Below are 20249 nucleotides of genomic sequence, written 5' to 3'. Positions count from 1 at the left end.
CCAGCTGGAGTTATTGCACATGTTGTAAATTACTTTACTCTCTTATATTTCTTAAGCTTCTCTAAGTGTTAAAGCTATACAAACCAATTCTGCAAAAACAAATACCAAATTTGCAATTAACATTTTTTATAAATAAAACACTGATATAATTTCTCGATACTTTCAAAAGCCTACACAAAAACTGAAGTAAATTCAGTGGAATTATTCACTTTCATTAATATCTGTGGGTCTTACAAGTCGTCGTAATGCAACACCTAGAAATGTTGCAATCGAGGCATAGCTTTAGAAAGAATCTTGAGCACGAAAAGGGAAGGAAGCTTAAGTGAGTTTAAAGGAAATTATATACAAAACACTCATTGCAGGAGCTTCCTACAAGACTATATTAAAAGGACTAGGTGTAACATTACAAATCTCCATACTATCTGTTGCTCTTGGGACACTTTTAGGATTGTTAGTCTGTACGATGAGAAAAAGTAGGTTTAAACCACTCTCCCGACTTGCAGCATTTTATATAGCTATAATAAGGGGAAGTCCTGTCCTACTACTTCTAATGCTAATGTACTATGTAGTCTTTGCAGGAAGCGATGTTTCTGCATCGATAGTGGCTGTTGTAGCATTTTCACTTCATATGAGTCCTAAATAAATACCCAAATCTAAAAATTGCAACCTTTGATACTTCCTTCAAGGATACAAATGGAAATACAAGAACAATTGATGGTGTAGTTCAGCTGTTCCAGGGGGATTCAGGACTTGCAGCAATCTTAGTAGAAGAGATTCTTTCTATGTATCCTAAAAAGGTAGAAAACAAGGAGCCTGTAAATATTCTGCAGGTACAGGAAGAGAACTATATTATTGCTTTTGACCGTCGACAGATCGGTTATAAGCTTTATGAATCAGTGGGAAAGATTAGAACTCTTGAGCAAATTGGACCAGATGATCACCTAGAGCCAGTATCTTCTATGAAGGATGTAACAAAGAGGATACTTGAAAAATATAACGATGGTGAAATAGATGCTATTTGGTGCAGTTATGATGCCTATGCTCAAGGCGTATATCAAGCACTAAAAGAGACTGATAGCGATATTCCAATGGTATCGGTGGATATCTGTGATGATGATATCAGATTCATGGCAGAAGGAAAGAACTGGAAAGCCTGTGCAACAACCAACTGGATGCTTAACGGAGAGTTTGCATGTCGCGTACTAGCATTAGAAATGGCAGAGCAATATGAAGATATTAAGAAAGCCTCCAGCTACTATGAAAGCCCTGGAATGTGGATGGAGATTCCATCTATTTTAGTACGACAGGAAGAGGTTATGTCCAAACCAAATATTACATTAGCTAATCTTTCCGATGTAGCTACAGCTGCTTATACAGATAGTAGCTATATGCCAACCTGTGACTGGATGGATGCAGCTCTTAAAAGCCGATAAGCTTCAGAGATAATTACTTCAAGAGACTTGCTTTCTAAATTAGAAGAAGGCAAGTCTTTTTTATCTCTTTTTATTGATTAATGTAATCAAAGGCAGCAGCAAGACGCAAATCATGCCCAAGATCAAATTGTGCTTTATCAAACTCAACTGGGATATCAGGGATACATCCTACTCCCTCATGAGAAACACCATTAGCATCTAATATTTGAGCAAAAGGAGTGTAAACAGTTGTAATATACTTACCTACACTAAATTGTCCAGCATTCGCTACTAAAGAATCATAGGCAAGAGTTCCTTGTCCTCCTAAGGTCTTTCCTCCAATCTGTTTTCCTTTTTCTAATGCTTTAACCATATTTGTTGTTACTTCACCATTTGATACAGTCATAATATTGGTAATAACAGCAACTGGCTTACTAGCTAAGGAAGAATACTGATTGTGATATAAAGAAGGTTCAGGATAAATATAAACAGGAGATGGCAATGAATACTCTTGTCTTCCAATACCTATCTTATTAATTTGATATCCAAATTTAAAAGGAGATGAAAATAAATCTCCAAATAAAAGCTGTCTATCGATGTTAGCTCCACCACCATTTCCTCTTAAATCAATAATTAATCCTTTAGCGCTCTCATCCATCTTTAAATCATGGAAATCACCTAAGTACAGAGAAATCTCATCTTCACTTGAACTAATAAATTCTACTAATTTAAAACCAGATAATAAGAAATAAACAGTATTACCTTCATAATTATTATTTACACTGCTAACATTATTTTTAGTAATTCCAGCAAGAGAATATAAATTTATAGAAGCAGAGTGCTTTTTCTTATAAGTAATAGGATTTGTATTTTCAGCTTCTAAATATTCTTGATAAGAAGTTCCAAGACAAAGAGTCCAAGTTTCAAAAATACTATTTATAAAATCAGTATTTTTGCTATCAAGATTTAAATCAGAAAGAGGATAATATGGTCCTGCAGTTCCATTTGCGAAATATGTTTCAAAAATCTCTAGAGAATTAACACTCTTTACTTGATTATTCTCAATATAAGAACCATTTGGATATTTATTTGAGTAAAGAACAGCTTGTCCATTATATTCAATTCTGCTTTGAATTTTAGGATTTACTATTTTCTCATTTGCTTCTATAAACTTTATGTTAGGATAATTACTAGGGTCAGGGGTAGAAACAACAAGCGGTAGTTTAAAGGTATTATTAAGAATAGTTTGAGCCTTTTCATTAAGTAAATCTTCAGGGTAATAGCTTGAGAAATCTCCTCCTTCATACATTAATTTGATAATCTCATCTGATGATAAATTAGGATTATTCTCTTTAATTATTTTATATTTTGATGGAGAGAAAATATACTTTCCATTTGCTTTACTTGAATCTACTATTTCAAAATAATAATGGTTATCAGAAAGGTCTTTTGTTATATCACTTAGAAGTAATATACCCTCCTCCATATCGTTAGGGTTAATCTTTCCTAAAGCTTTAAATTTTGGAAGATATTCATAATAAATATCATTCCACTCTCCATTTTTATCATCTAAGTTCCAAAAGACATAGCTATCACTTAAGCCAGACCAATATCCTTTAAATAGTTCTTCCCAAGTTGAAACTCCTGAGGTATTTAAATAATCATTTGGATTCTTAGGAGATGGCATATCACAGGAAGCTAATAATAAAATTAAAATAGCTATTAAAAATAATTTAAACTTTTTCATTTTTCTTCTCCAAATCCCCAAAGCATACCAACTTCTGCAGCAATAGTATCATTAATTAAAGGAGAATAATTTATAGCTTGCTTTCTTCTCATATCTGTTAAGCCTAAAGAGTATGTACCACGCAAGAATAGAATTACTGGATTAAGTTCTACCTCAAAGCCTAATCTAAATAGTAAACCTGCTTCAAATCGATTATCAGCTTGAGTAAATTTATATGTTCCAGAGTAGTAGTTAATTAAGCCTTCAGTTCCAGCCCAGTTACTAGAGGATCCATATGAAGCACCACTTTTTTGTGATGCAACCCAGTAACCGATATAACCACCAGCTGAAGCAGTAAATGAGTAAATATCATTTGATAAAGTAAAATCTAGTGTTAAAGGAAGCTCTATATAATGGTTAGTTAAATTTTGAAACTCAAAAGGAGTAGCTATTGTATAACTTGGGTAATAGTGCTCAATTCTATAATTCTTTTGAATATAGGTTATTCCACTTGATAGGCCAAAATAATCGGTTATTTGATAACCAAAAGGGATTCCTACATCAAAGCCATGAGAACCTTTATATGAAATATCTGTTCTATATCCAGTATCGGTTCTAATAACATCATAGGTATAACCTCCAGTAAGGCCCACATAAAACTTATTTGCATCTCTAGCAGAGACTCCCAAAATTAAAATACCAATTAAAATAATTAATAATGATAATTTCTTCATCATTTCACTTCCATTACTTCTTTGATAATAAAGGAAATAGGAAGGAAAAACAAAAGGAATTAAAAGAAAAGTTTAAAAATAAAATCCTGAAGGTGGGCTGGCAGTATTGTTAATAGCTTCATCTTTAAGCTGTTTTTTACATTATAATAATACTTTGGATGCTTACTATGTAAGGCTTTCATATATACTCTTGCTAATATATCAGGATCCTTAGCATTCTTAAGCTCTCCAGTCATTAAAAACTTGATTCTAGTTAAGAACCTCTTATAGTACTTCGTACTTGCTAAGAGAGTATCAAAGGCAGAGTTAATTCCGCCCTGCATATTAGTTTTAAATGCACCTGGTCTTATTCCAATTACCTTGATACCATGAAGCTGCATTTCACGTCTTAATGAGTCGTTATAGTTATCAACTGCATGCTTTGAAAGTGGATAATAGCCGTGGATAGGTATTGCAGTAATACGAGCATACTCACTAGAGATATTAATAATTCTACCCTTTGCTGCTTTAATATTTTCAAAGAATAAATTATTAAGCTTAAAGGTTGAAGTAAAGTTAATACTCATTATTTTATCAATTGTTGTAAAAGGTAGCTCTACAAAAGACCCAAGTATTACAATACCAGCAAAGTTAGTAATTACATCAACCTTATCGATATAAGAGGTTACCCTTTTATAGAATTTCAGGATACTATCATCATTAGTTAAATCGAGAGGGAATAAATATTCATTTTCCCTTATTTCTTCCTCTTTTATTGCTATATCGCCTTCAAAGACTGTGTATCCATCCTCTAATAGATTCTTGATAACAGCCTGTGCAAGGCCACTTAATGCTCCAGTAATTACTGCACTCTTCATAGATGTGAATATAAAACAAAAGGCATGGAATATCCATGCCCCTCAAATTTAAAGAGATTTAAAGCTTACTTTGCACCATTGCTCTTTAAAAGGTTGATTAAATAGGTCTTCTTAACAGCCTTAGCATAATCAAGAACTGAGTGACCCTGGTAGTCGCAAACATTGATATCTGCGCCACTCTTAATGAGCTGAGTTGCAATCTTTGTTTCACTGTTGTTGTTAACAGCCATGATTAAAGCTGTTTCACCAAGATAGTTTCTTGCATCGATGTTAGCACCAGCAGCGAGAAGAGCTTCGATTACCTTTGGGTTATCAGAATTATTAGCTGCAAGATGAAGTGCATTTGAGCGATACTTTGGTTCTGCCTCGTGGATATCACCACCAAGCTCTACAAGTGCCTTAAGAACTGCTACACAGTGGTTGTACTGAGCTGCAAGCATTACTGGTGTGAGACCCCATTCATTGTGGACATTGATATCAGCACCTGCTTCAACAAGTTTCTTTACATCGCTAGCCTTTGTAGCTGTGATTGCAGCCTGAAGAAGCTTCTTGTTTAATGAATCAGTTGATTTTGCCATTTGTAATTTTTTCTCCTTACCAATAAACTAGTATTTATAAAAGAAAAGGTAAATACTATTTTATATGAAAATAACGAATTTTAATGTTATTAATCCTTGATATTACTGATAATTACAAAACAGATATTATAAAAAAAACTAACCCCCTTTATTTGATTTGTCAATTTCTTATCCATCAACTATACTTATCTCATGATAACAAAGGACATGATTAAAAGAGTTCCTAAAGTAGAACTCCACGACCACCTTGATGGTGGACTAAGAATAGAAACTATCATTGAGCTCTCAGAGAAGGATAATCTTCCTCTCCCTTCTCATGACCCAGTTGAATTAAAAAACTGGTTCATTAGAGGGTGTATGCAAAAATCCTTAGCTCTATACCTTGAGACCTTCCAATACACAATTCAAGTAATGCAAACTAAAGAAAATCTTGAAAGAGTAGCTTTTGAAGCAATAGAGGACTTAGCAAAGGAAAATGTAGTATATGCAGAGCTAAGATTTGCACCTGATTTACATACCCAAAGGGGCTTAAATCTTGAAGAGGTAGTAAATGCAGTATTAGCAGGTCTTGATAGAGGTAAAGCTGCTACAGGATTACAGTATGGACTTATTCTTTGTGCAATGCGAAATGAGTCTCCTGCAAGAACCTTAGAAATAGCAGAGCTAGCAGTGGCCTTTTCAGATAGAGGAGTCGTTGCCTTTGATATTGCAGGTGATGAATATGGTCATCCACCAAAGAAGCATTTAGAAGCCTTCCAATATATTAGAAATAAAAACTTCAATATTACAATTCATGCTGGTGAAGCCTTTGGAGTTGAATCAATTTGGCAAGCTATCCAAATCTGTGGTGCCCATAGAATTGGTCATGGGGTGAGACTTGTAGAGGATATGCACATTGAAGGCAGTAGCATACTCAAGCTTGGCTCACTATCACAATTTATTCTTGATAGAAGAATGCCAATGGAAATGTGCTTAACAAGTAATGTTGGAACAGGTGCTGTAGAAAGCTATGAAAAGCATCCATTTGCAATATTCTATAAGAATAATTTTAGAGTATTTCTTTGCTCCGATAATAGACTTATGAGTGATACTAATTTAACTAAGGAATTTACTATTGCAGCAGAGAAATATAACTTAACTCTACGTGATATAGAAAAAATTACAATTAATGCTATGAAATCAGCATTCATACATCACAATGCGAAGATAGCAATAATATATGATGTAATTAAAAAGCAATATGCAGAGCTAAGAAAGGAATATTCGATAGATTAATAAGAGGGCATCACTGCCCTCTTACTTATTACTAAAACTCTTTATGATTTGGTGATTTATATTCCTTATATTCAACACCAACTCTCTCTAGCATTTTTTCAACCTCTGGTTGTAAGCCACAAAGAGCAACTCTCATACCACGAGACTTAAACTCCTCCAGAATACTTCCAAGCTCCTCAGCTCCACTATGATCTATTTGTGATACTCCTCGTAAGGAGAAGACAAACTTTCTATACCCCTCTGAGGTTAGCTTATTTACAACATTTGTAATCTTATCCTGGTTACCGAAGAAGAGCATTCCATTGATAAATAATGCACAGGTATCATTTGTTGCCTTTTCAACCTCAATTGTTAAATCTGAGCTAGCTCTAAGAACAAATAATAGCATTGAAAGTCCAACACCAATTAAAATTGCAGTTGTCAGGTCAAATACAACAGTTGCGATCATAGTTACTAAGAACTGAGCTATACTTGTCTTTAGCTTTTTAGAAAAAATTACATGAATAGTTTCCCACTCATTCATTCTCCAAGCTGTAACCATCAATACTCCTGATAGTGCAGCAAGAGGAATCTTAGCCATGAATGGAGAGAGTAAGAACATTGATAATAAAAGTCCAATTGAGTGAACAATTGAAACCATTCTTGTCACACCACCACTCTTAATAGCAACACTTGTTCTTGCAATAGCTGCAGTAGCTGGAATACCACCGAAGAATGGAATTAAAGCATTACCAATACCTTGAGCATATAGCTCTTGAGTTGCATCGATCTTCTCACCCTTCATCTTTCCACCTGAAGCACCACAAAGGAGAGATTCGATCATACCTAAGAGAGCAATTGATAAAGCTGGTGAAATAAACTGAACTAAATATCCTGGATTTAATGATGAGAACATCAATCTTTCTTCAGGAAGTAATGTTCTTGGGATAGCACCAACAGTTGCAACATCAAGATTAAAAATTAACTGAACAATTAATGCAACAATAATTGCAAGAAGTGATGATGGGAAAACCTTATTAAACTTCTTTGGCCAAAGAATCATGATAAGTGCACAAAGTACTGTATAAAATACTGCACTTAATACAGGATGAAATCCAAGTGTAAAGTAGCTTCCAAGCTTAATAATTGCACTACTTCCCTGTGAAACTGTACCAAAAGCATTATCAACCTGTCCAAGAGCAATGATAATTGCAATACCAGATGTAAAGCCTGTTATAACTGGTTTTGGGATAAAGCTAACAAGCTTACCCACCTTAAATAACGCAAATAATAAAAGAAGTAGGCCAGATAGAAAGCCCGCAGCAAATACGCCCTGTAAGCCATAGGTCGCACTTAAGGATAGTAAAATTGCAGCCATAGCACCTGTAGGACCTGAGATCTGGTAGGAAGCACCAGAAAGCCCACCAATAACAAGACCTGCTATGATTGCACAAATAAGTCCGGAGGCTGCATCAGCTCCAGATGAAACACCAAATGCTAAAGCTAAAGGAAGTGCAACAGCAGTACATGTGATACCAGCTAAAGCATCCTTCATGAAAGCAGAAGCATTATAACCTGAAAACTCTTTCTTAAGGATTGTAAAGTAATTATTGATCTGCATATTAAAACCCACCAAACTATAATGGTTTACTTACTTTTGTTCTATACTAAAAAACAATAAAAAACCACTCTAAAGAATAAGCAAAACCCCAAATGTTGGATAATAATCTAACAGGAGGGGTTTTATAGATTGCAGATAAAGCTACCAGCTAAAGAATTTAACTCTCAAAGTTTAAAAAAAAGATAGAGATAATTATTATCTACTCCATATTTTTAATGGATTCATCTTAAGTCTAATTAGCATATATAAAAATCCAAAGATTAATCCAAATAAATGTGTAAAGTGTGCAGTACTACTTAGTGTGAAACCACCAAATAGAGAAATAAAGAAATAAATTACTATTAAAAGCGGTGCTCTTACAGGAATGAGTCCGAAAATATAAATTGTTGCATATGGGTATAGAGCTGCAAAAAGTATTAGTAACCCATATATTGCACCTGAGGCCCCTACTAAGACTACGTTAGTACCTGTAAGATAATAAATAAAATAGCTTGCTATACCAGATAGGGTCCCTACTAAAAGATAATACAGCAAGAATTCCTTAGTCCCTACTCTATGCTCAACTGCACGCCCAAATATATATAGTGAGAGCATATTAAATATGAGATGAGTAATATTTGCATGAGTAAACATGTAGGTAAAGAATTGCCAATAATAGTGCTTATAATAGACAAGAGATGGAACCATTCCCAAATATAGCTTTAAGCGTGGAAATAAAAAGTAAGTAAGTGCAAAGATGATAAAATTAATTACTACAAGAATCGTTGTAGCATTTGAATCTGAATAACTAAATTTTCTGTTTATTATACTATTTCTCATATCAATTAAGGATTATGTAAATATTACACATCGTCAATCAGATATTTTTTCACAGTGTGAAAAAAAGTAACAGTTAAAAGTGTGCAAAAAAGGTACAAAACAAGGCATTTTACCCCATTTTTCGAGTTGGCACACTTATTGCATACTAATTTACAGAGCAAACAGTTTTTTCAAACCTCCTTTTTAGTGTGATTAATAAGCGTCCAGGTCTTCTAGGCGCTTATTTTTATTTAGTTTTAAGTATTTTGTTTGAGTTGGCATGCTTTCTGCATAATAATTTACATAGAGCAACAGTTTTTCAGACCTCCTTTGTAGTAGTTTTGAAAACCAAGTGCTAGACGGTCCTCTCCCACCCCCACAATTCCGTCTAGCACTTTTTTTTGTTTTGATATAGCATTTTAATATGGCAACAAGCAGAAGAGATAAAGCTGATTCATATACACAAAGAGCACATAGAGAGGGTTATCCAGCAAGAAGCGTTTATAAGCTTGAGGAGATTAACCAAACTCATCATTTAATTAAACCAGGTGATAGTGTCCTAGATGTAGGTGCCGCTCCTGGCTCTTGGACTCTATTTACACATAGAGAGCTCATAAAGGGAAAAGGAAAAATCATCGCAGTTGATCTTAACCCACTGCGCCTTGACCCAGTTCCTCCAACTGTTACTGCATTTGTTGGAGATGCATTTTCAAAGGAAATTAGAGCTAAGCTTGTTGAAAATGGACCATATGATTGCATAATCTCAGATGCAGCACCAATGACTACTGGAAATAGAACTGTCGATACTACTCGTTCCGAGTGGCTTGCTGAGCAGGTAGTATTTCTTGCAACCGAGCAGCTAAAGGAGCATGGTAATCTTGTTATCAAGATTTTCCAGGGTGGTGGCCAAGAAAGCGTATTAAAGACGATGAGAACTATCTTTACAAAAGCAAAGGCCTTCAAACCGAAGGCCTGCAGAGATGATAGCTTTGAAATCTATCTAATTGGACTTGATAAAAAAGCTCAAGCTTGAGTTGTTACATTAACATCGAGCTTATTATAAGGAATTTCTATACCAGCTTTTTCAAAGGCATTATAGATATCCTTTTGGAATCTCCAATTTACATTCCAATAATCACTTGGCTTAACCCAAGGGCGTACAATAAATGTAACCTCAGAATCAGCAAGATTTGAAACCTCAATTACTGGCTCAGGATCCTTAAGTACCTCAGGATAGCTATCAAGGACACTCTTAATAACGCTCTTTGCGCTATCTAAATTTGTACCGTAGGCAACACCTGCAGTCATATCGAGTCTTCGTTTATCTAAATCTGAGTAATTTACTATAACCTGTGACCATACGATTTTATTACTCATTGTAATCTTTTTATTATCTGGAGTACGAAGAGTAACAGACATAATATCCATTGCTTTAACAGTTCCACTTGTTGAACCAATATCAACGTAATCACCTATTCCGAATGGCTGGTTAATAGCGAGCATCATTCCACTAAAGATTGAGCTAATTGATTCCTGAAGTGCAAATCCTAAAACTACACCAGTAACACCAAGACCAGCGATAACAGGAGTTAAGTTAATTCCCCAGAATCCAAGTACAACTAAAATAGCTAAGATCCATATTAGAACCTGTATAAGCTTAATGAGAAAGCCAAGCATGAGAGGAGTAAATTTCTCATATTTCTGCTCTACCTTTGTAAGTACCTTCTTAATTACGCGAAGCAAAATCTTAGCTATTATTATAGTAGCAATTGAACAGATTAATTGTATTCCAATCCTCTCCATCCAGGAAATTGCTGTATAGAGCACTTCCATTTCATTTTCCATTGCTTTTCTCCAAACACAAAATTAGAGAGGATTTCTCCTCTCTAAATCTTTATACGAAATAAATACTTATTTAGCAAGCAAGGATGCAACGTTCTTTGTATAGGCTGCAGGATCCTTAACCATTATACCCTCTGCAAGATAAGCACTATCAAGGAGGACATTTGCAAGCATCTTAGCCTCGTCATCACTTAGAGTCTCAACCTGCTTTACGAGCTTACTCTCTGTATTAATTTCAAAGATAGGCTTTACTTCAGGCATATCATCTACATTACCCATCTGCTTCATTAGCTTCTGCATCTGCCAGGATGGATCATTTTCATCCATAACAATTACTGCAGGAGTATCAACTAAGCGACTTGAAGCGATAACATCCTTAACGCTATCACCAAGTAAATCTTTAAAGCGCTTTACAATACTCTCACTGCTCTTCTTCTCCTCTTCGCTCTTCTCTTCCTTAACATCATCAAGAGCGCCAGACTTATTTATTGCCTTTAATGGGAGCTCCTTATATTCTCCTACCATAGAGATAACGATTTCATCGATATCATCATCCATGATAAGAACCTCATAGCCCTTCTTCTTATAGGCAGCAAGTAAAGGAGAGTTTCTTAGGATATTCTCTTTTCCACCTGTGATGTAGTAAATAGCCTTCTGACCTTCCTTCATTCTCTCCTTATAGGCTTTAAATGAAGTAAATCCATCAACAGAGTCAGACTTATATCTAACAAGCTCTAATAAGCTATCTCTATTTGCATAATCTGAGTATAAGCCCTCCTTCAATGGTCTGTTATACTCTTTAATAAATTTATCATAGAGCTCAGGATTATTTTCGCTAATCTTCTTAAACTCAGATAATAGCTTCTTTACAGAACCATTTCTGATAGCACTCATGATCTTATTTTCCTGTAGGATTTCACGTGATACATTAAGTGGAAGATCCTCAGAATCAATAACACCGCGAACAAATCTTAGATATGTTGGGAGTAGCTGCTTATCATCATCTGTAATATAAACGCGCTTAACATAGAGCTTTACACCACTTCTGTAATCAGCATAGTTCATATCAAATGGAGCCTTAGCTGGGATATAGAAAAGAGTTGTATACTCGGTAGCACCCTCTGCATGAGTATGTAAATAGAATAAAGGATCCTCCTGGTCGAAGTAGTTGTTCTTATAGAACTCCTTATACTCCTCATCCTTAATAGAGGACTTATTTCTAGTCCAAAGAGCAGAAGCACTATTTACCTGCTCTCTCTTATGCTCACTCTTCTTTATTGGGTTTCCCTCACTATCCTTTTCCTCTGTATAGCTCTCCTGGTCATACTCAAGGTAGATTGGGTAAGCAACGTGGTCAGAGTACTTCTTTATTAAGCTATCTAGACGATAGCGATTTGCATATTCTTCGCCCTCTTCATTAAGGTGTAGGATAATAGTAGAGCCCTGCTCTGCTCTTTCAGCAGGATCGATAGAATAAGAGCTCTTACCCTCGCTATACCATCTGAAGGCTTCATTGCTACCAGCCTTCTTACTGATAACCTCAACAGAAGAAGCAACCATAAATGCAGAATAGAAGCCAACACCAAATTGACCAATTAAATTTGAATCCTTCTTAGCTTCCTCAGTTAGAGTTGCAAGGAATTTCTTTGTGCCAGATGATGCAATGGTACCAAGGTTATCATTTAAATCCTTTTCATCCATACCGATACCATTATCACTAATAGTAAGTGTCTTTGCGTTGCTATCAAATGTGATATTGATACATGGATCAAAGCTAAAGCCCTTAAGTGGACCATCGACTAGAGAAAGATACTTAAGCTTATCAATTGCATCTGATGAATTGCTAATAAGCTCCCTTAAAAAGATTTCTTTGTTAGAATAGAGTGAGTGAATAATAAGATTTAAAAGGTCACTCACCTCAGTTTTAAATTGTTTTTTTGACATTTCTTCACCTCAAACAATTGTGGATACATCGCAATAAGATAATATCAACAATTAATATCGACAAGGGGCAAAAGAAAAACCCAGGCTTAAATACCTGGGCTATATTCATTAGCAAAGAGAAAGAACTAAATCCTTTAGCTCGCCCTCTTGAGCATCTCTTGAGAAATACTCCTTAAAGTGCTCTCCTGAGAAGGTTTCCTTAACAAAGTCTTGGTCTAGATTCTTTACGATATATTTAATATCTGTATGTGTAACAGTCTTAACTTGGTCAAGAATCTTCTTATTTCTCTGCTCAGGAACAACTCTATCCTTAGGATAGCCGCCACCACCTGGAGCTACAAATAATTGCTCGAAGATATTCTTTAATCTAAGCTCTGCTCCCCAGCCCATACCCTTTGCATATGGAATTGCGATAGCATTACCATCATTGATCTGCATAAAAAGGTAAGCATCCTCAGGGTCTACTACATGGCCACATAAAGTTGCAGGGAATGAATTGAGTGCAAGCATTGCGCCTTCACCAGTACCACAGCCTGTAACAATGAAATCAACTGCCTTAGAATTTAGAAGAACAGATGAAAGTAAACCTGCCTTAACATATGTGATCTGACATTCATCCTTAGATGAATACATTCCATAGTTAACTACCTCATGACCATATTTTTCTGCAACTTCCTTTAAGCATTCATAAACAAGAGGATTCTTATCCCCCTGACTATTTTCCATAACAAGTCCGATTCTCATAATTCCATCCTTAATATTTTTTCTAATATTACCATAATAATAGCATCATTTGGGTATAAAAAAACCACTAGATACTCATTCTCTAGTGGCAACCTCCTTGATCCCGAACCAACGGGATACAAATGAAGAGCTGCTAATTAATCATACTCTTCAAAATTCCTCATTAGTTATTATCACATGGATTTTCTAATCTGCAAAGTAAAATTTTAGAAAATTTACTTTTTCCTTAAATGCGTTAACATTGTCAAGGATAATATTATTATGTACAATGGAAATAGTGGCTTTTTACCATCTATTTGAATCTCAACATGATTCTATATCTAATGCTCTTAAAAGCAATTTTCACAGCAAAACCTTATAATTGCAAATTTCATCACAAATATTGTATTTAAGAGTATTTTTTAATAGAAGATAGATAGTAGTCTAAAAAAAAACCTACTATATTTTTAGGAAAAATAAAAATGAATACAATTGAATTATGCCACGCCTCTGTAAGAAGAGAGGGTGAATTTATTTTAAAGGATGTTTCACTTACAGTTAAGGAAGGTGAAAAGATAGCAATAATTGGCCCTAATGGTGCTGGTAAAAGTACTTTAATAAATGTTATTGCAAGAAATATATATCCTCTATGGAAGCCAGAGTACGCTCTTAAGCTATTTGGACAAGAACGATGGAAAATTGAAGATTTAAAGAAAAAAATTGGAATAGTAAATCAAAGCTTAAGCTGGTATGTTAATACAACCTACAGTGTATATGAAATAGTACTATCAGGACTATATTCTGCTATTGGCTTAGATTTTCACCATAAAGTAACAGCTGAGGATGATAAAAAGTGCTTAGAGGAGCTAGATAGAATTGGAATTACCCACTTAAAGGATAAAGCTATGAACACTCTATCCTCAGGAGAGCGCTCAAAGGTATTGCTAGCTAGAGCTAATATAACAAATCCAAGCCTCTTACTTTTAGATGAAGCTTCAAATGCATTAGATTTCCCATCAAGAAGTGAGTTAAGAAAGACAATCTCCAAGTATGCAAAAGCTGGAAAGACAATATTACTTGTTACACACGAGCTTAGTGAGATTATTCCAGAGATAGATAGAGTAATTATTATGAAAAACGGTGAAATATTCATGGATGGTAAAAAGGAAGAGGTTATCACTGAAAGGATTTTAGAAGAGGTCTATGAGAGAAAAATATATGTAGACTCTCGTGATGGCCTTTATAACGCTTGGTGCTGATAAAATAATTACCCCTTCTCCCTTTTCTAGTCTATAATTTACAAAAAGGAGACAGGTGTATGAGATGTAATATCATAATCCACTCAGTTAGTGGCAATATCTATATAATTGCATCGTATTTACAGGACAAGCTTATTGAAGCTGGAATCGATGCAAGGCTTTACAGAGTTGAGGATTCAGATCTTCATATCCTTGCAGCAAAGAAGGATTCAGTTAACCAATATTTAGAGGATATCTTAGAGCTCTCTGTTGCAAATGAAGAGACCTTAGAAAAAGCAGATATGATAATCCTAGGAGCTCCTACTCGATTTGGTGGTATGACCGCTGAAATGAAGGCCTTTTTAGATAGCACCTACGATATGTGTGAAACTAGAAGCCTAGAGGGACGTCTTTTTGGTTGCTTTACTAGCTGTGCTCACTCTATTTGTGAAGGCTCCCATGCCCTTGACTCAATGCTATATTGGGCTCAAAACATGGCACTATTACACATTCCTTATGGAGTACATCCAGAGGTTAGATTATCAAACCAACCAGTTGCTGGTATTGTACACCTAGAGGGTAGAGATAATGAAATAAGACCAAGTGATAAGCTTGGAGATGTAATTAATAAATACGTTGAGAGTATAATTAGATATAAGAATTGAATAATAGGCCACAGAGAATTAAGTCTGTGGCCTTTATAGTTTAGTACTATTTCTTTATTGTATTAAGCATTGCATTTAGACCAAGTAATTGTTCCTTAGTAACCTTAACATTCATAGTTCCTAACATATTACATAGTCTAATAACTGTGAAGCCACCCATCATTTGCATCATTTCAGGGTTAAGCTTGAAGCCCATAGCTTCCTTCTTTTCACCCATAAAGGAGGACATAAGCTTTGAAAGAAGCTCTCTTCCACCCTCATTAGCCATGATATCACTCATCTTATCATTGATTGAGAAATACCCTTCCTTCTCAGTGATATCAAACCAGTTAAGGATAGCACCCTTTTCCTTTAAGCGATAAGACTCATTAAAGGTATCAACCTTCTTGATAACACTCTCATCTGAGAATTCTCCAGCAACTGCCCTTATGTGTGACTCTCCTTTATTTTCAATTTCAAAGTGGAAGAAGTGGTCCTCTGCCTTCTTTGTCTCTACTAGCTCTCCATTTACATAGAGTGCTACCTCTGGAAGGTTAGAATATACAGTTACCTTAGTTCTTGGCTCAACTCTATCTACATAGCGCTTTGAGCAAAGATGCACAAATGGCTCCTTTGATAGCCATGCCTTATATGCATAGAAGGAATCTTTTTTATACTTTCTATCTATTGTTACTAACCCCTTATGGTTTTGACCATTCTCTCCGCCCTCAGCTCTTGCGTCGGCTCCAAAGTCAAACATATTCCATACATGTGTTGCCCATAGATACTTTCTTGAGAAGAATTGCTTTATTAGCTCCTCATGATAATATGCTTGGTACTCCTCTGTGTAATCACCTTGAATTGGCTTAGAGGTATGCCAATTTAATGCTTCACACCCATACTCTGAGCAGCCTATTGGTCTATTTGGATATTTCTTATGGAAGTTATCAAACCATGGACCATTCATTGATACATCTCCACCATACCAGCCAAAGTAGTGGTTGTAGGAAACTACATCTGTAAGGTGAATAATCTTTGAATCGATATTACACATCGTTAGAGCTGCCATAGTTGTTAATCGAGTTTTATCCATCTCGTGAGCTAAATCAATTAAGATTCTATGGTTTTCAAGTAAATCAGGGTCATCAGCATTATTCATTGTAATCTCATTAGAGACACCCCAAACAACAATTGATGGGTGGTTATAGTTTTGGCTTATAAGCTCTCTCATTTGTGAGATAGTATTTTCTCTACCATTTACCATATGACTTGAGATATATGGAATTTCAGCCCAAATAACTAAACCATTCTCATCACATAAATCATAGAAATATTGGTCATGCTGATAGTGTGCAAGTCTAATTGTTGTAGCTCCTACCTCCATTATTAGAGCCATATCCTCTTCATGGTCCTCTCTTGAGATAGCATTTCCCTTTCCCCATCTATCCTGGTGCCTTGATACTCCTCTTAGTGGGTACTCCTCACCATTTAAAATAAACCCTCTTTCTGGATCTATCTCAAATGCTCTAAAGCCTACTCTTGTTGTTATCTCATCTCCACCTGTTAAGCTACATCTTAGTGTGTATAAATATGGATCCTTTCTTCCATTCCATAGGTGTGGCTCCTTTACCTTTAAGCTTACCTCTGTAGCCTTTGTCTCAAGTGAGGTAACAACATTATTCTCTTTATCAAGAAGAGTATATATTATGCTCTCATCTCCTTGGTCCTTTACAAATACCTTGACATCTATTGATCCTTCAACATGTGGTGTTGCCATTACTCCAGGAGCACCATAGTACTCTAAGTCAAAGTGTGCTTTTGGAACTGAGATAATATTTACATCTCTATATAGTCCACCATAGAAGGTAAAGTCTGCCATCTGAGGATATACTCTATCATTTGGAGAGTTATCAACCTGGATAACAAGAATATTTTCATCCTTTATTGCTGCAGGAAGTAAAGCTCTAAAGGTTGAGTATCCTCCATCGTGGTGTGTTAGCTTTTCTCCATTAAAGAATACATCTGCAGATGATGATGCACCATTTATTTCAAGGTAGTTTAGCTTATCACTTGGAAGATTCTCTCTTGAGAGTACCTTTACATATGTACCCTTTCCTCTAAAGTAATCATTTCCACCATCCATTCCATCTATATTGTTCCAGGTGTGTGGTAAGGAGATAATATCCCAGCTCTTATCAAAGGATGCAGGAACCTCCTCAGTCTTTCTAAATGCCCACAGTGCATTGATATTATTAATTATTCTCATATTTCTCCTCTTATTTTACTTCATGAAGCTCTTTAAGCTTTCTTACATTCTCATCTACCTTACTCTTATGGAGTGGATACCAGAACCAAAGAATTAATGCAAGGATAAGGAATCCAGCAGCAGGTACGATTGTTGAAATGTTGTAGATTCCCTCAGTAACACTCTCTGTAAATGCTGTCTCCTGTGTATATCCAATCATTGATAATAATGCACCTGTTAAGCCCGCAGAAAGAGCCTGTCCAAGCTTTCTTGCAAATGAATATAGCGCATATACAGAGCCATCCTCTCTAATGCCATTTCTAAGCTCAGCATCATCAATAACATCTGTGATTAATGCCCAGCATATCATTGAAAATACTCCAAGGCCGAACCAGCATAGGCACTGTAAGCCTACAAATATCCAAACATTAGCAGGTCTTAAGAAGAATAGGATGAAGCCAACTGCTGCTGCAAAGAGGTTTGAAATAACAGATAGCTCTGCTTTTCCAATCTTTCTTGCAACTGGCTTTGCAACAATTGCAGCTATAATCATACCACCAGCCATTGCAAGAGTTGAAATTGACTGTGCTGTTGCACTTCTATAGTAGTAAGGGAATACATAACCACTCATTGACTGCTGAGTTAGCTGTGAAAGTAGCATAACGACAGAGGCTGCGATAATACTAATTAATGAACGGTTTGTAAGTGCATTCTTAAGCATTACACCAACTGAGTTATTCTTAAATTTTGATTCATCAACTACTGGAGTGACACGTTCAGTTGTAAGTGTATAGCATAGAAGGTAGCAGCCTACTGCTAAAATTGAGAATACACCAGCAATTAAAGTAAATCTTGGTCCATTTAATACTACATCACCATTTTGTAATGTATCGTATGCAACAAGAGGTACTCCAATCGAGATAATCATACCAGCAAACATACCGCCCATTGTTCTAAAGGATGATAGTGACTGTCTATCATCTGGCTCTGCAGAGATCGCACTAGCCATTGAGCCATATGGAATATTAATTGAGGTATAGAATACAGAACCCCAAAGAATATAAGTAATAAATAGATATACAACCTTAAAGGTCATATTCATATTTGCAAGGCTACTTTGGTAAATTAAAAAGGATGCGATCGCAACTGGACCAGCCATTCTTCTAATCCATGGTCTGAACTTACCGTTTTTACCAACCTTTGATCTATCACAAATTCTTCCCATAGCTACATCTGTAAACGCATCTACAAATCTTGCTATCATCATAACAAGTCCTACAACTGCAGCATTTACTCCCATAATGTCCGTATAGAACTTAAGTAAAAATGACGATGATAAAATAAAGGTAAAGTCATTACCAAAGTCACCAAAAAGATAACCCATTTTATCCCTCATACCAAATGGTCTAACTTCTTTTTTTGCCATTTTATTTCTCCTTTATAATCATTCTAGCCCCACTATTAAGATTCCCTTTTGAACTATTTTGCCAATATTTATAATTATTTTGTTGCTTTAACGATAATTCTAAATAACAATTAGCTATGGTACTAATTAACTTTGTAAAGAATGTGCTTAATAGGTTTTCAGTAAACTTTGAAGAAGAAACAGAATTTGTTTTTTCAGACCCTTTATTTGCTTCAATTTCAAAGACCATTGAGAGGCCAAAGGAAAGAGAGGTTTTAAGAATTATTACTGAAGATAAAATCAACTACATCCTATTTAAAATTGATGATACCTATATCCTCATTGGTCCATATGTTACTAGACTAGTTGTAGCAAAGCTTTCATATATTATTCCGCTTATTCCAATAGATGGACTCTTCGAGCCATTAATTAACACTCTTTTTGAGAGTCTTTGGGGGAAGGATGGATTTAGGGTTAAGGTCATTACAAATGAAAGCTCTGCAGATGAAAAAAACTACCTAAAAAATAAGGATTATTACGACGCTAAATCAATTGAAAAGAGATACCTAAGAGAAAAGAGCCTGCTGGATGCTGTTAAAACAGGTGATATGGATTTAATTAATTCCATAAGCTTTAATATTTTGGATAAGGATATAATTGAAAAAAGAAATAAAAACCCCGTTAGAAATATTCAAAATTACACAATAATTATGAATACTCTGCTAAGAAAAACTGCTTACGATGTTGGTGTTCATCCGATCTATGTCGATAGACTTTCATCAAATATGGGAAAACGAATTGAAAGTATTTCAACCTCTGATGAAAGTCGTGTGATAATGAAGGAGCTTCTATTTGAATATAGTGCTCTTATTCGTAACCATTCATATTCTGGCTATAGTGATTTAATAAGGGATGTTTTAATTAATATTGATATAAACTACTCAAAGCATATTTCTCTAGATGAGCTAGCTAATGAGCTTGATACTTCCCCAACATACTTGAGTAAGAAATTTAAAAAAGAGTTAGGTCTTCCGCTATTTGAATACATAATTAGATATAGAATTGAACGAAGTCTTGAGAGCTTAAAAAAATGTGATATTCCAATAGGAGAGGTCGCTCTCAAAGCAGGCTTTGAGGATCAAGCCTACTATGCTAGAGCATTTAAGAGAATCATGAATACAACTCCTAGTAAATGGCGACTATCACACAAGAATTCCACTAAATAATC

18 protein-coding genes are annotated in these 20249 nt (G+C 35.3%); 7 read left to right on the top strand and 11 right to left on the bottom strand.

Features of this window, described 5'->3' with window-relative positions:
- Window positions 1-322 precede the first annotated feature (322 nt).
- Both FYJ80_RS04860 and FYJ80_RS04855 read left to right on the top strand, forming a co-directional pair.
- On the top strand, window positions 323-643 hold the full coding sequence (locus tag FYJ80_RS04860; RefSeq protein ID WP_154425076.1) for an ABC transporter permease subunit: 321 nt from the start codon (window positions 323-325) through the stop codon (window positions 641-643).
- 139 nt (window positions 644-782) lie between these two features.
- Window positions 783-1433, top strand: coding sequence for a type 1 periplasmic-binding domain-containing protein (locus tag FYJ80_RS04855; protein ID WP_154425075.1), 651 nt, complete (start codon window positions 783-785; stop codon window positions 1431-1433).
- 70 nt (window positions 1434-1503) lie between these two features.
- On the opposite strand, the gene FYJ80_RS04850 is transcribed toward FYJ80_RS04855, so the two are convergent.
- The 4 genes from FYJ80_RS04850 to FYJ80_RS04835 form a co-directional block, all read right to left on the bottom strand.
- Entirely contained in the window at window positions 1504-3159 is a 1656-nt protein-coding gene (locus FYJ80_RS04850) for a S41 family peptidase (RefSeq protein WP_154425074.1), read from the bottom strand.
- The gene (locus FYJ80_RS04845) at window positions 3156-3872 is read right to left on the bottom strand and encodes an outer membrane beta-barrel protein (RefSeq protein ID WP_206360967.1); all 717 of its coding nucleotides are present in this window, start codon (window positions 3870-3872) and stop codon (window positions 3156-3158) included. The genes FYJ80_RS04850 and FYJ80_RS04845 overlap by 4 nt, the downstream gene beginning before the upstream one ends.
- Before the next feature lie 59 nt (window positions 3873-3931).
- Complete coding sequence (locus FYJ80_RS04840) at window positions 3932-4729, bottom strand: SDR family NAD(P)-dependent oxidoreductase (RefSeq protein WP_154425072.1); 798 nt, start codon at window positions 4727-4729, stop codon at window positions 3932-3934.
- Between the two features lie 65 nt (window positions 4730-4794).
- Window positions 4795-5307 carry an ankyrin repeat domain-containing protein gene (locus FYJ80_RS04835; protein WP_154425071.1) on the bottom strand — a complete coding sequence of 171 codons (513 nt, stop codon included), beginning with the start codon at window positions 5305-5307 and terminating at the stop codon, window positions 4795-4797.
- 192 nt (window positions 5308-5499) lie between these two features.
- On the opposite strand from FYJ80_RS04835, the gene FYJ80_RS04830 reads away from it, so the two are divergent.
- Complete coding sequence (locus tag FYJ80_RS04830; RefSeq protein ID WP_154425070.1) at window positions 5500-6582, top strand: adenosine deaminase; 1083 nt, start codon at window positions 5500-5502, stop codon at window positions 6580-6582.
- 31 nt (window positions 6583-6613) lie between these two features.
- Here FYJ80_RS04830 and FYJ80_RS04825 read toward each other — a convergent pair whose 3' ends face one another.
- Both FYJ80_RS04825 and FYJ80_RS04820 read right to left on the bottom strand, forming a co-directional pair.
- Window positions 6614-8182 carry a SulP family inorganic anion transporter gene (locus tag FYJ80_RS04825; protein ID WP_154425069.1) on the bottom strand — a complete coding sequence of 523 codons (1569 nt, stop codon included), beginning with the start codon at window positions 8180-8182 and terminating at the stop codon, window positions 6614-6616.
- A 195-nt stretch (window positions 8183-8377) separates the two neighbouring features.
- The gene (locus tag FYJ80_RS04820; RefSeq protein ID WP_154425068.1) at window positions 8378-9001 is read right to left on the bottom strand and encodes a rhomboid family intramembrane serine protease; all 624 of its coding nucleotides are present in this window, start codon (window positions 8999-9001) and stop codon (window positions 8378-8380) included.
- Between the two features lie 403 nt (window positions 9002-9404).
- Here FYJ80_RS04820 and FYJ80_RS04815 point away from each other — a divergent pair, with 403 nt between their 5' ends.
- A complete protein-coding gene (locus FYJ80_RS04815) occupies window positions 9405-10013 on the top strand; it encodes an SAM-dependent methyltransferase (protein ID WP_154425067.1) in 609 nt (202 codons plus the stop codon).
- On the opposite strand, the gene FYJ80_RS04810 is transcribed toward FYJ80_RS04815, so the two are convergent.
- From FYJ80_RS04810 to FYJ80_RS04800, 3 genes are all read right to left on the bottom strand, one after another.
- Window positions 10004-10825, bottom strand: coding sequence for a mechanosensitive ion channel family protein (locus tag FYJ80_RS04810; RefSeq protein ID WP_154425066.1), 822 nt, complete (start codon window positions 10823-10825; stop codon window positions 10004-10006). The genes FYJ80_RS04815 and FYJ80_RS04810 overlap by 10 nt on opposite strands.
- 66 nt (window positions 10826-10891) lie before the next feature.
- Complete coding sequence (htpG, locus tag FYJ80_RS04805) at window positions 10892-12766, bottom strand: molecular chaperone HtpG (RefSeq protein WP_154425065.1); 1875 nt, start codon at window positions 12764-12766, stop codon at window positions 10892-10894.
- A gap of 108 nt (window positions 12767-12874) precedes the next feature.
- Window positions 12875-13510, bottom strand: a complete 636-nt coding sequence (locus tag FYJ80_RS04800) for an RpiB/LacA/LacB family sugar-phosphate isomerase (protein ID WP_154425064.1) — start codon at window positions 13508-13510, stop codon at window positions 12875-12877.
- A 461-nt stretch (window positions 13511-13971) separates the two neighbouring features.
- Between FYJ80_RS04800 and FYJ80_RS04795 the strand changes: the two genes are divergently transcribed.
- Together FYJ80_RS04795 and FYJ80_RS04790 are read left to right on the top strand one after the other, a co-directional pair.
- The gene (locus FYJ80_RS04795) at window positions 13972-14748 is read left to right on the top strand and encodes an ABC transporter ATP-binding protein (RefSeq protein WP_154425063.1); all 777 of its coding nucleotides are present in this window, start codon (window positions 13972-13974) and stop codon (window positions 14746-14748) included.
- 59 nt (window positions 14749-14807) lie between these two features.
- Window positions 14808-15392 (top strand): flavodoxin family protein, encoded by a 585-nt coding sequence (locus tag FYJ80_RS04790; RefSeq protein WP_154425062.1) that lies wholly within the window; start codon window positions 14808-14810, stop codon window positions 15390-15392.
- Between the two features lie 46 nt (window positions 15393-15438).
- Here FYJ80_RS04790 and FYJ80_RS04785 read toward each other — a convergent pair whose 3' ends face one another.
- Window positions 15439-17637, bottom strand: coding sequence for a glycoside hydrolase family 2 protein (locus FYJ80_RS04785; RefSeq protein WP_154425061.1), 2199 nt, complete (start codon window positions 17635-17637; stop codon window positions 15439-15441).
- A gap of 10 nt (window positions 17638-17647) precedes the next feature.
- Window positions 17648-19042 carry an MFS transporter gene (locus tag FYJ80_RS04780; RefSeq protein WP_154425060.1) on the bottom strand — a complete coding sequence of 465 codons (1395 nt, stop codon included), beginning with the start codon at window positions 19040-19042 and terminating at the stop codon, window positions 17648-17650.
- Between the two features lie 116 nt (window positions 19043-19158).
- On the opposite strand from FYJ80_RS04780, the gene FYJ80_RS04775 reads away from it, so the two are divergent.
- Window positions 19159-20247, top strand: a complete 1089-nt coding sequence (locus FYJ80_RS04775; RefSeq protein ID WP_154425059.1) for an AraC family transcriptional regulator — start codon at window positions 19159-19161, stop codon at window positions 20245-20247.
- The last annotated feature ends 2 nt before the right edge of the window (window positions 20248-20249 follow it).

The sequence above is a fragment of the Bullifex porci genome, assembly GCF_009695635.1.
Lineage (GTDB): Bacteria > Spirochaetota > Spirochaetia > Sphaerochaetales > Sphaerochaetaceae > Bullifex > Bullifex porci.
Note: the sequence above shows the minus strand (reverse complement) of the source record. Positions and strands in the feature narration are given on the sequence as shown.

Coding starts and splice junctions, on each gene's coding strand:
- FYJ80_RS04855 (WP_154425075.1), top strand. CDS start 783: ATGTATCCTAAAAAGGTAGAAAACAAGGAGCCTGTAAATATTCTGCAG.
- FYJ80_RS04850 (WP_154425074.1), bottom strand. CDS start 3,159: ATGAAAAAGTTTAAATTATTTTTAATAGCTATTTTAATTTTATTATTA.
- FYJ80_RS04845 (WP_206360967.1), bottom strand. CDS start 3,872: ATGAAGAAATTATCATTATTAATTATTTTAATTGGTATTTTAATTTTG.
- FYJ80_RS04840 (WP_154425072.1), bottom strand. CDS start 4,729: ATGAAGAGTGCAGTAATTACTGGAGCATTAAGTGGCCTTGCACAGGCT.
- FYJ80_RS04835 (WP_154425071.1), bottom strand. CDS start 5,307: ATGGCAAAATCAACTGATTCATTAAACAAGAAGCTTCTTCAGGCTGCA.
- FYJ80_RS04830 (WP_154425070.1), top strand. CDS start 5,500: ATGATAACAAAGGACATGATTAAAAGAGTTCCTAAAGTAGAACTCCAC.
- FYJ80_RS04825 (WP_154425069.1), bottom strand. CDS start 8,182: ATGCAGATCAATAATTACTTTACAATCCTTAAGAAAGAGTTTTCAGGT.
- FYJ80_RS04820 (WP_154425068.1), bottom strand. CDS start 9,001: ATGAGAAATAGTATAATAAACAGAAAATTTAGTTATTCAGATTCAAAT.
- FYJ80_RS04815 (WP_154425067.1), top strand. CDS start 9,405: ATGGCAACAAGCAGAAGAGATAAAGCTGATTCATATACACAAAGAGCA.
- FYJ80_RS04810 (WP_154425066.1), bottom strand. CDS start 10,825: ATGGAAAATGAAATGGAAGTGCTCTATACAGCAATTTCCTGGATGGAG.
- htpG (WP_154425065.1), bottom strand. CDS start 12,766: ATGTCAAAAAAACAATTTAAAACTGAGGTGAGTGACCTTTTAAATCTT.
- FYJ80_RS04800 (WP_154425064.1), bottom strand. CDS start 13,510: ATGAGAATCGGACTTGTTATGGAAAATAGTCAGGGGGATAAGAATCCT.
- FYJ80_RS04795 (WP_154425063.1), top strand. CDS start 13,972: ATGAATACAATTGAATTATGCCACGCCTCTGTAAGAAGAGAGGGTGAA.
- FYJ80_RS04790 (WP_154425062.1), top strand. CDS start 14,808: ATGAGATGTAATATCATAATCCACTCAGTTAGTGGCAATATCTATATA.
- FYJ80_RS04785 (WP_154425061.1), bottom strand. CDS start 17,637: ATGAGAATAATTAATAATATCAATGCACTGTGGGCATTTAGAAAGACT.
- FYJ80_RS04780 (WP_154425060.1), bottom strand. CDS start 19,042: ATGGCAAAAAAAGAAGTTAGACCATTTGGTATGAGGGATAAAATGGGT.
- FYJ80_RS04775 (WP_154425059.1), top strand. CDS start 19,159: ATGGTACTAATTAACTTTGTAAAGAATGTGCTTAATAGGTTTTCAGTA.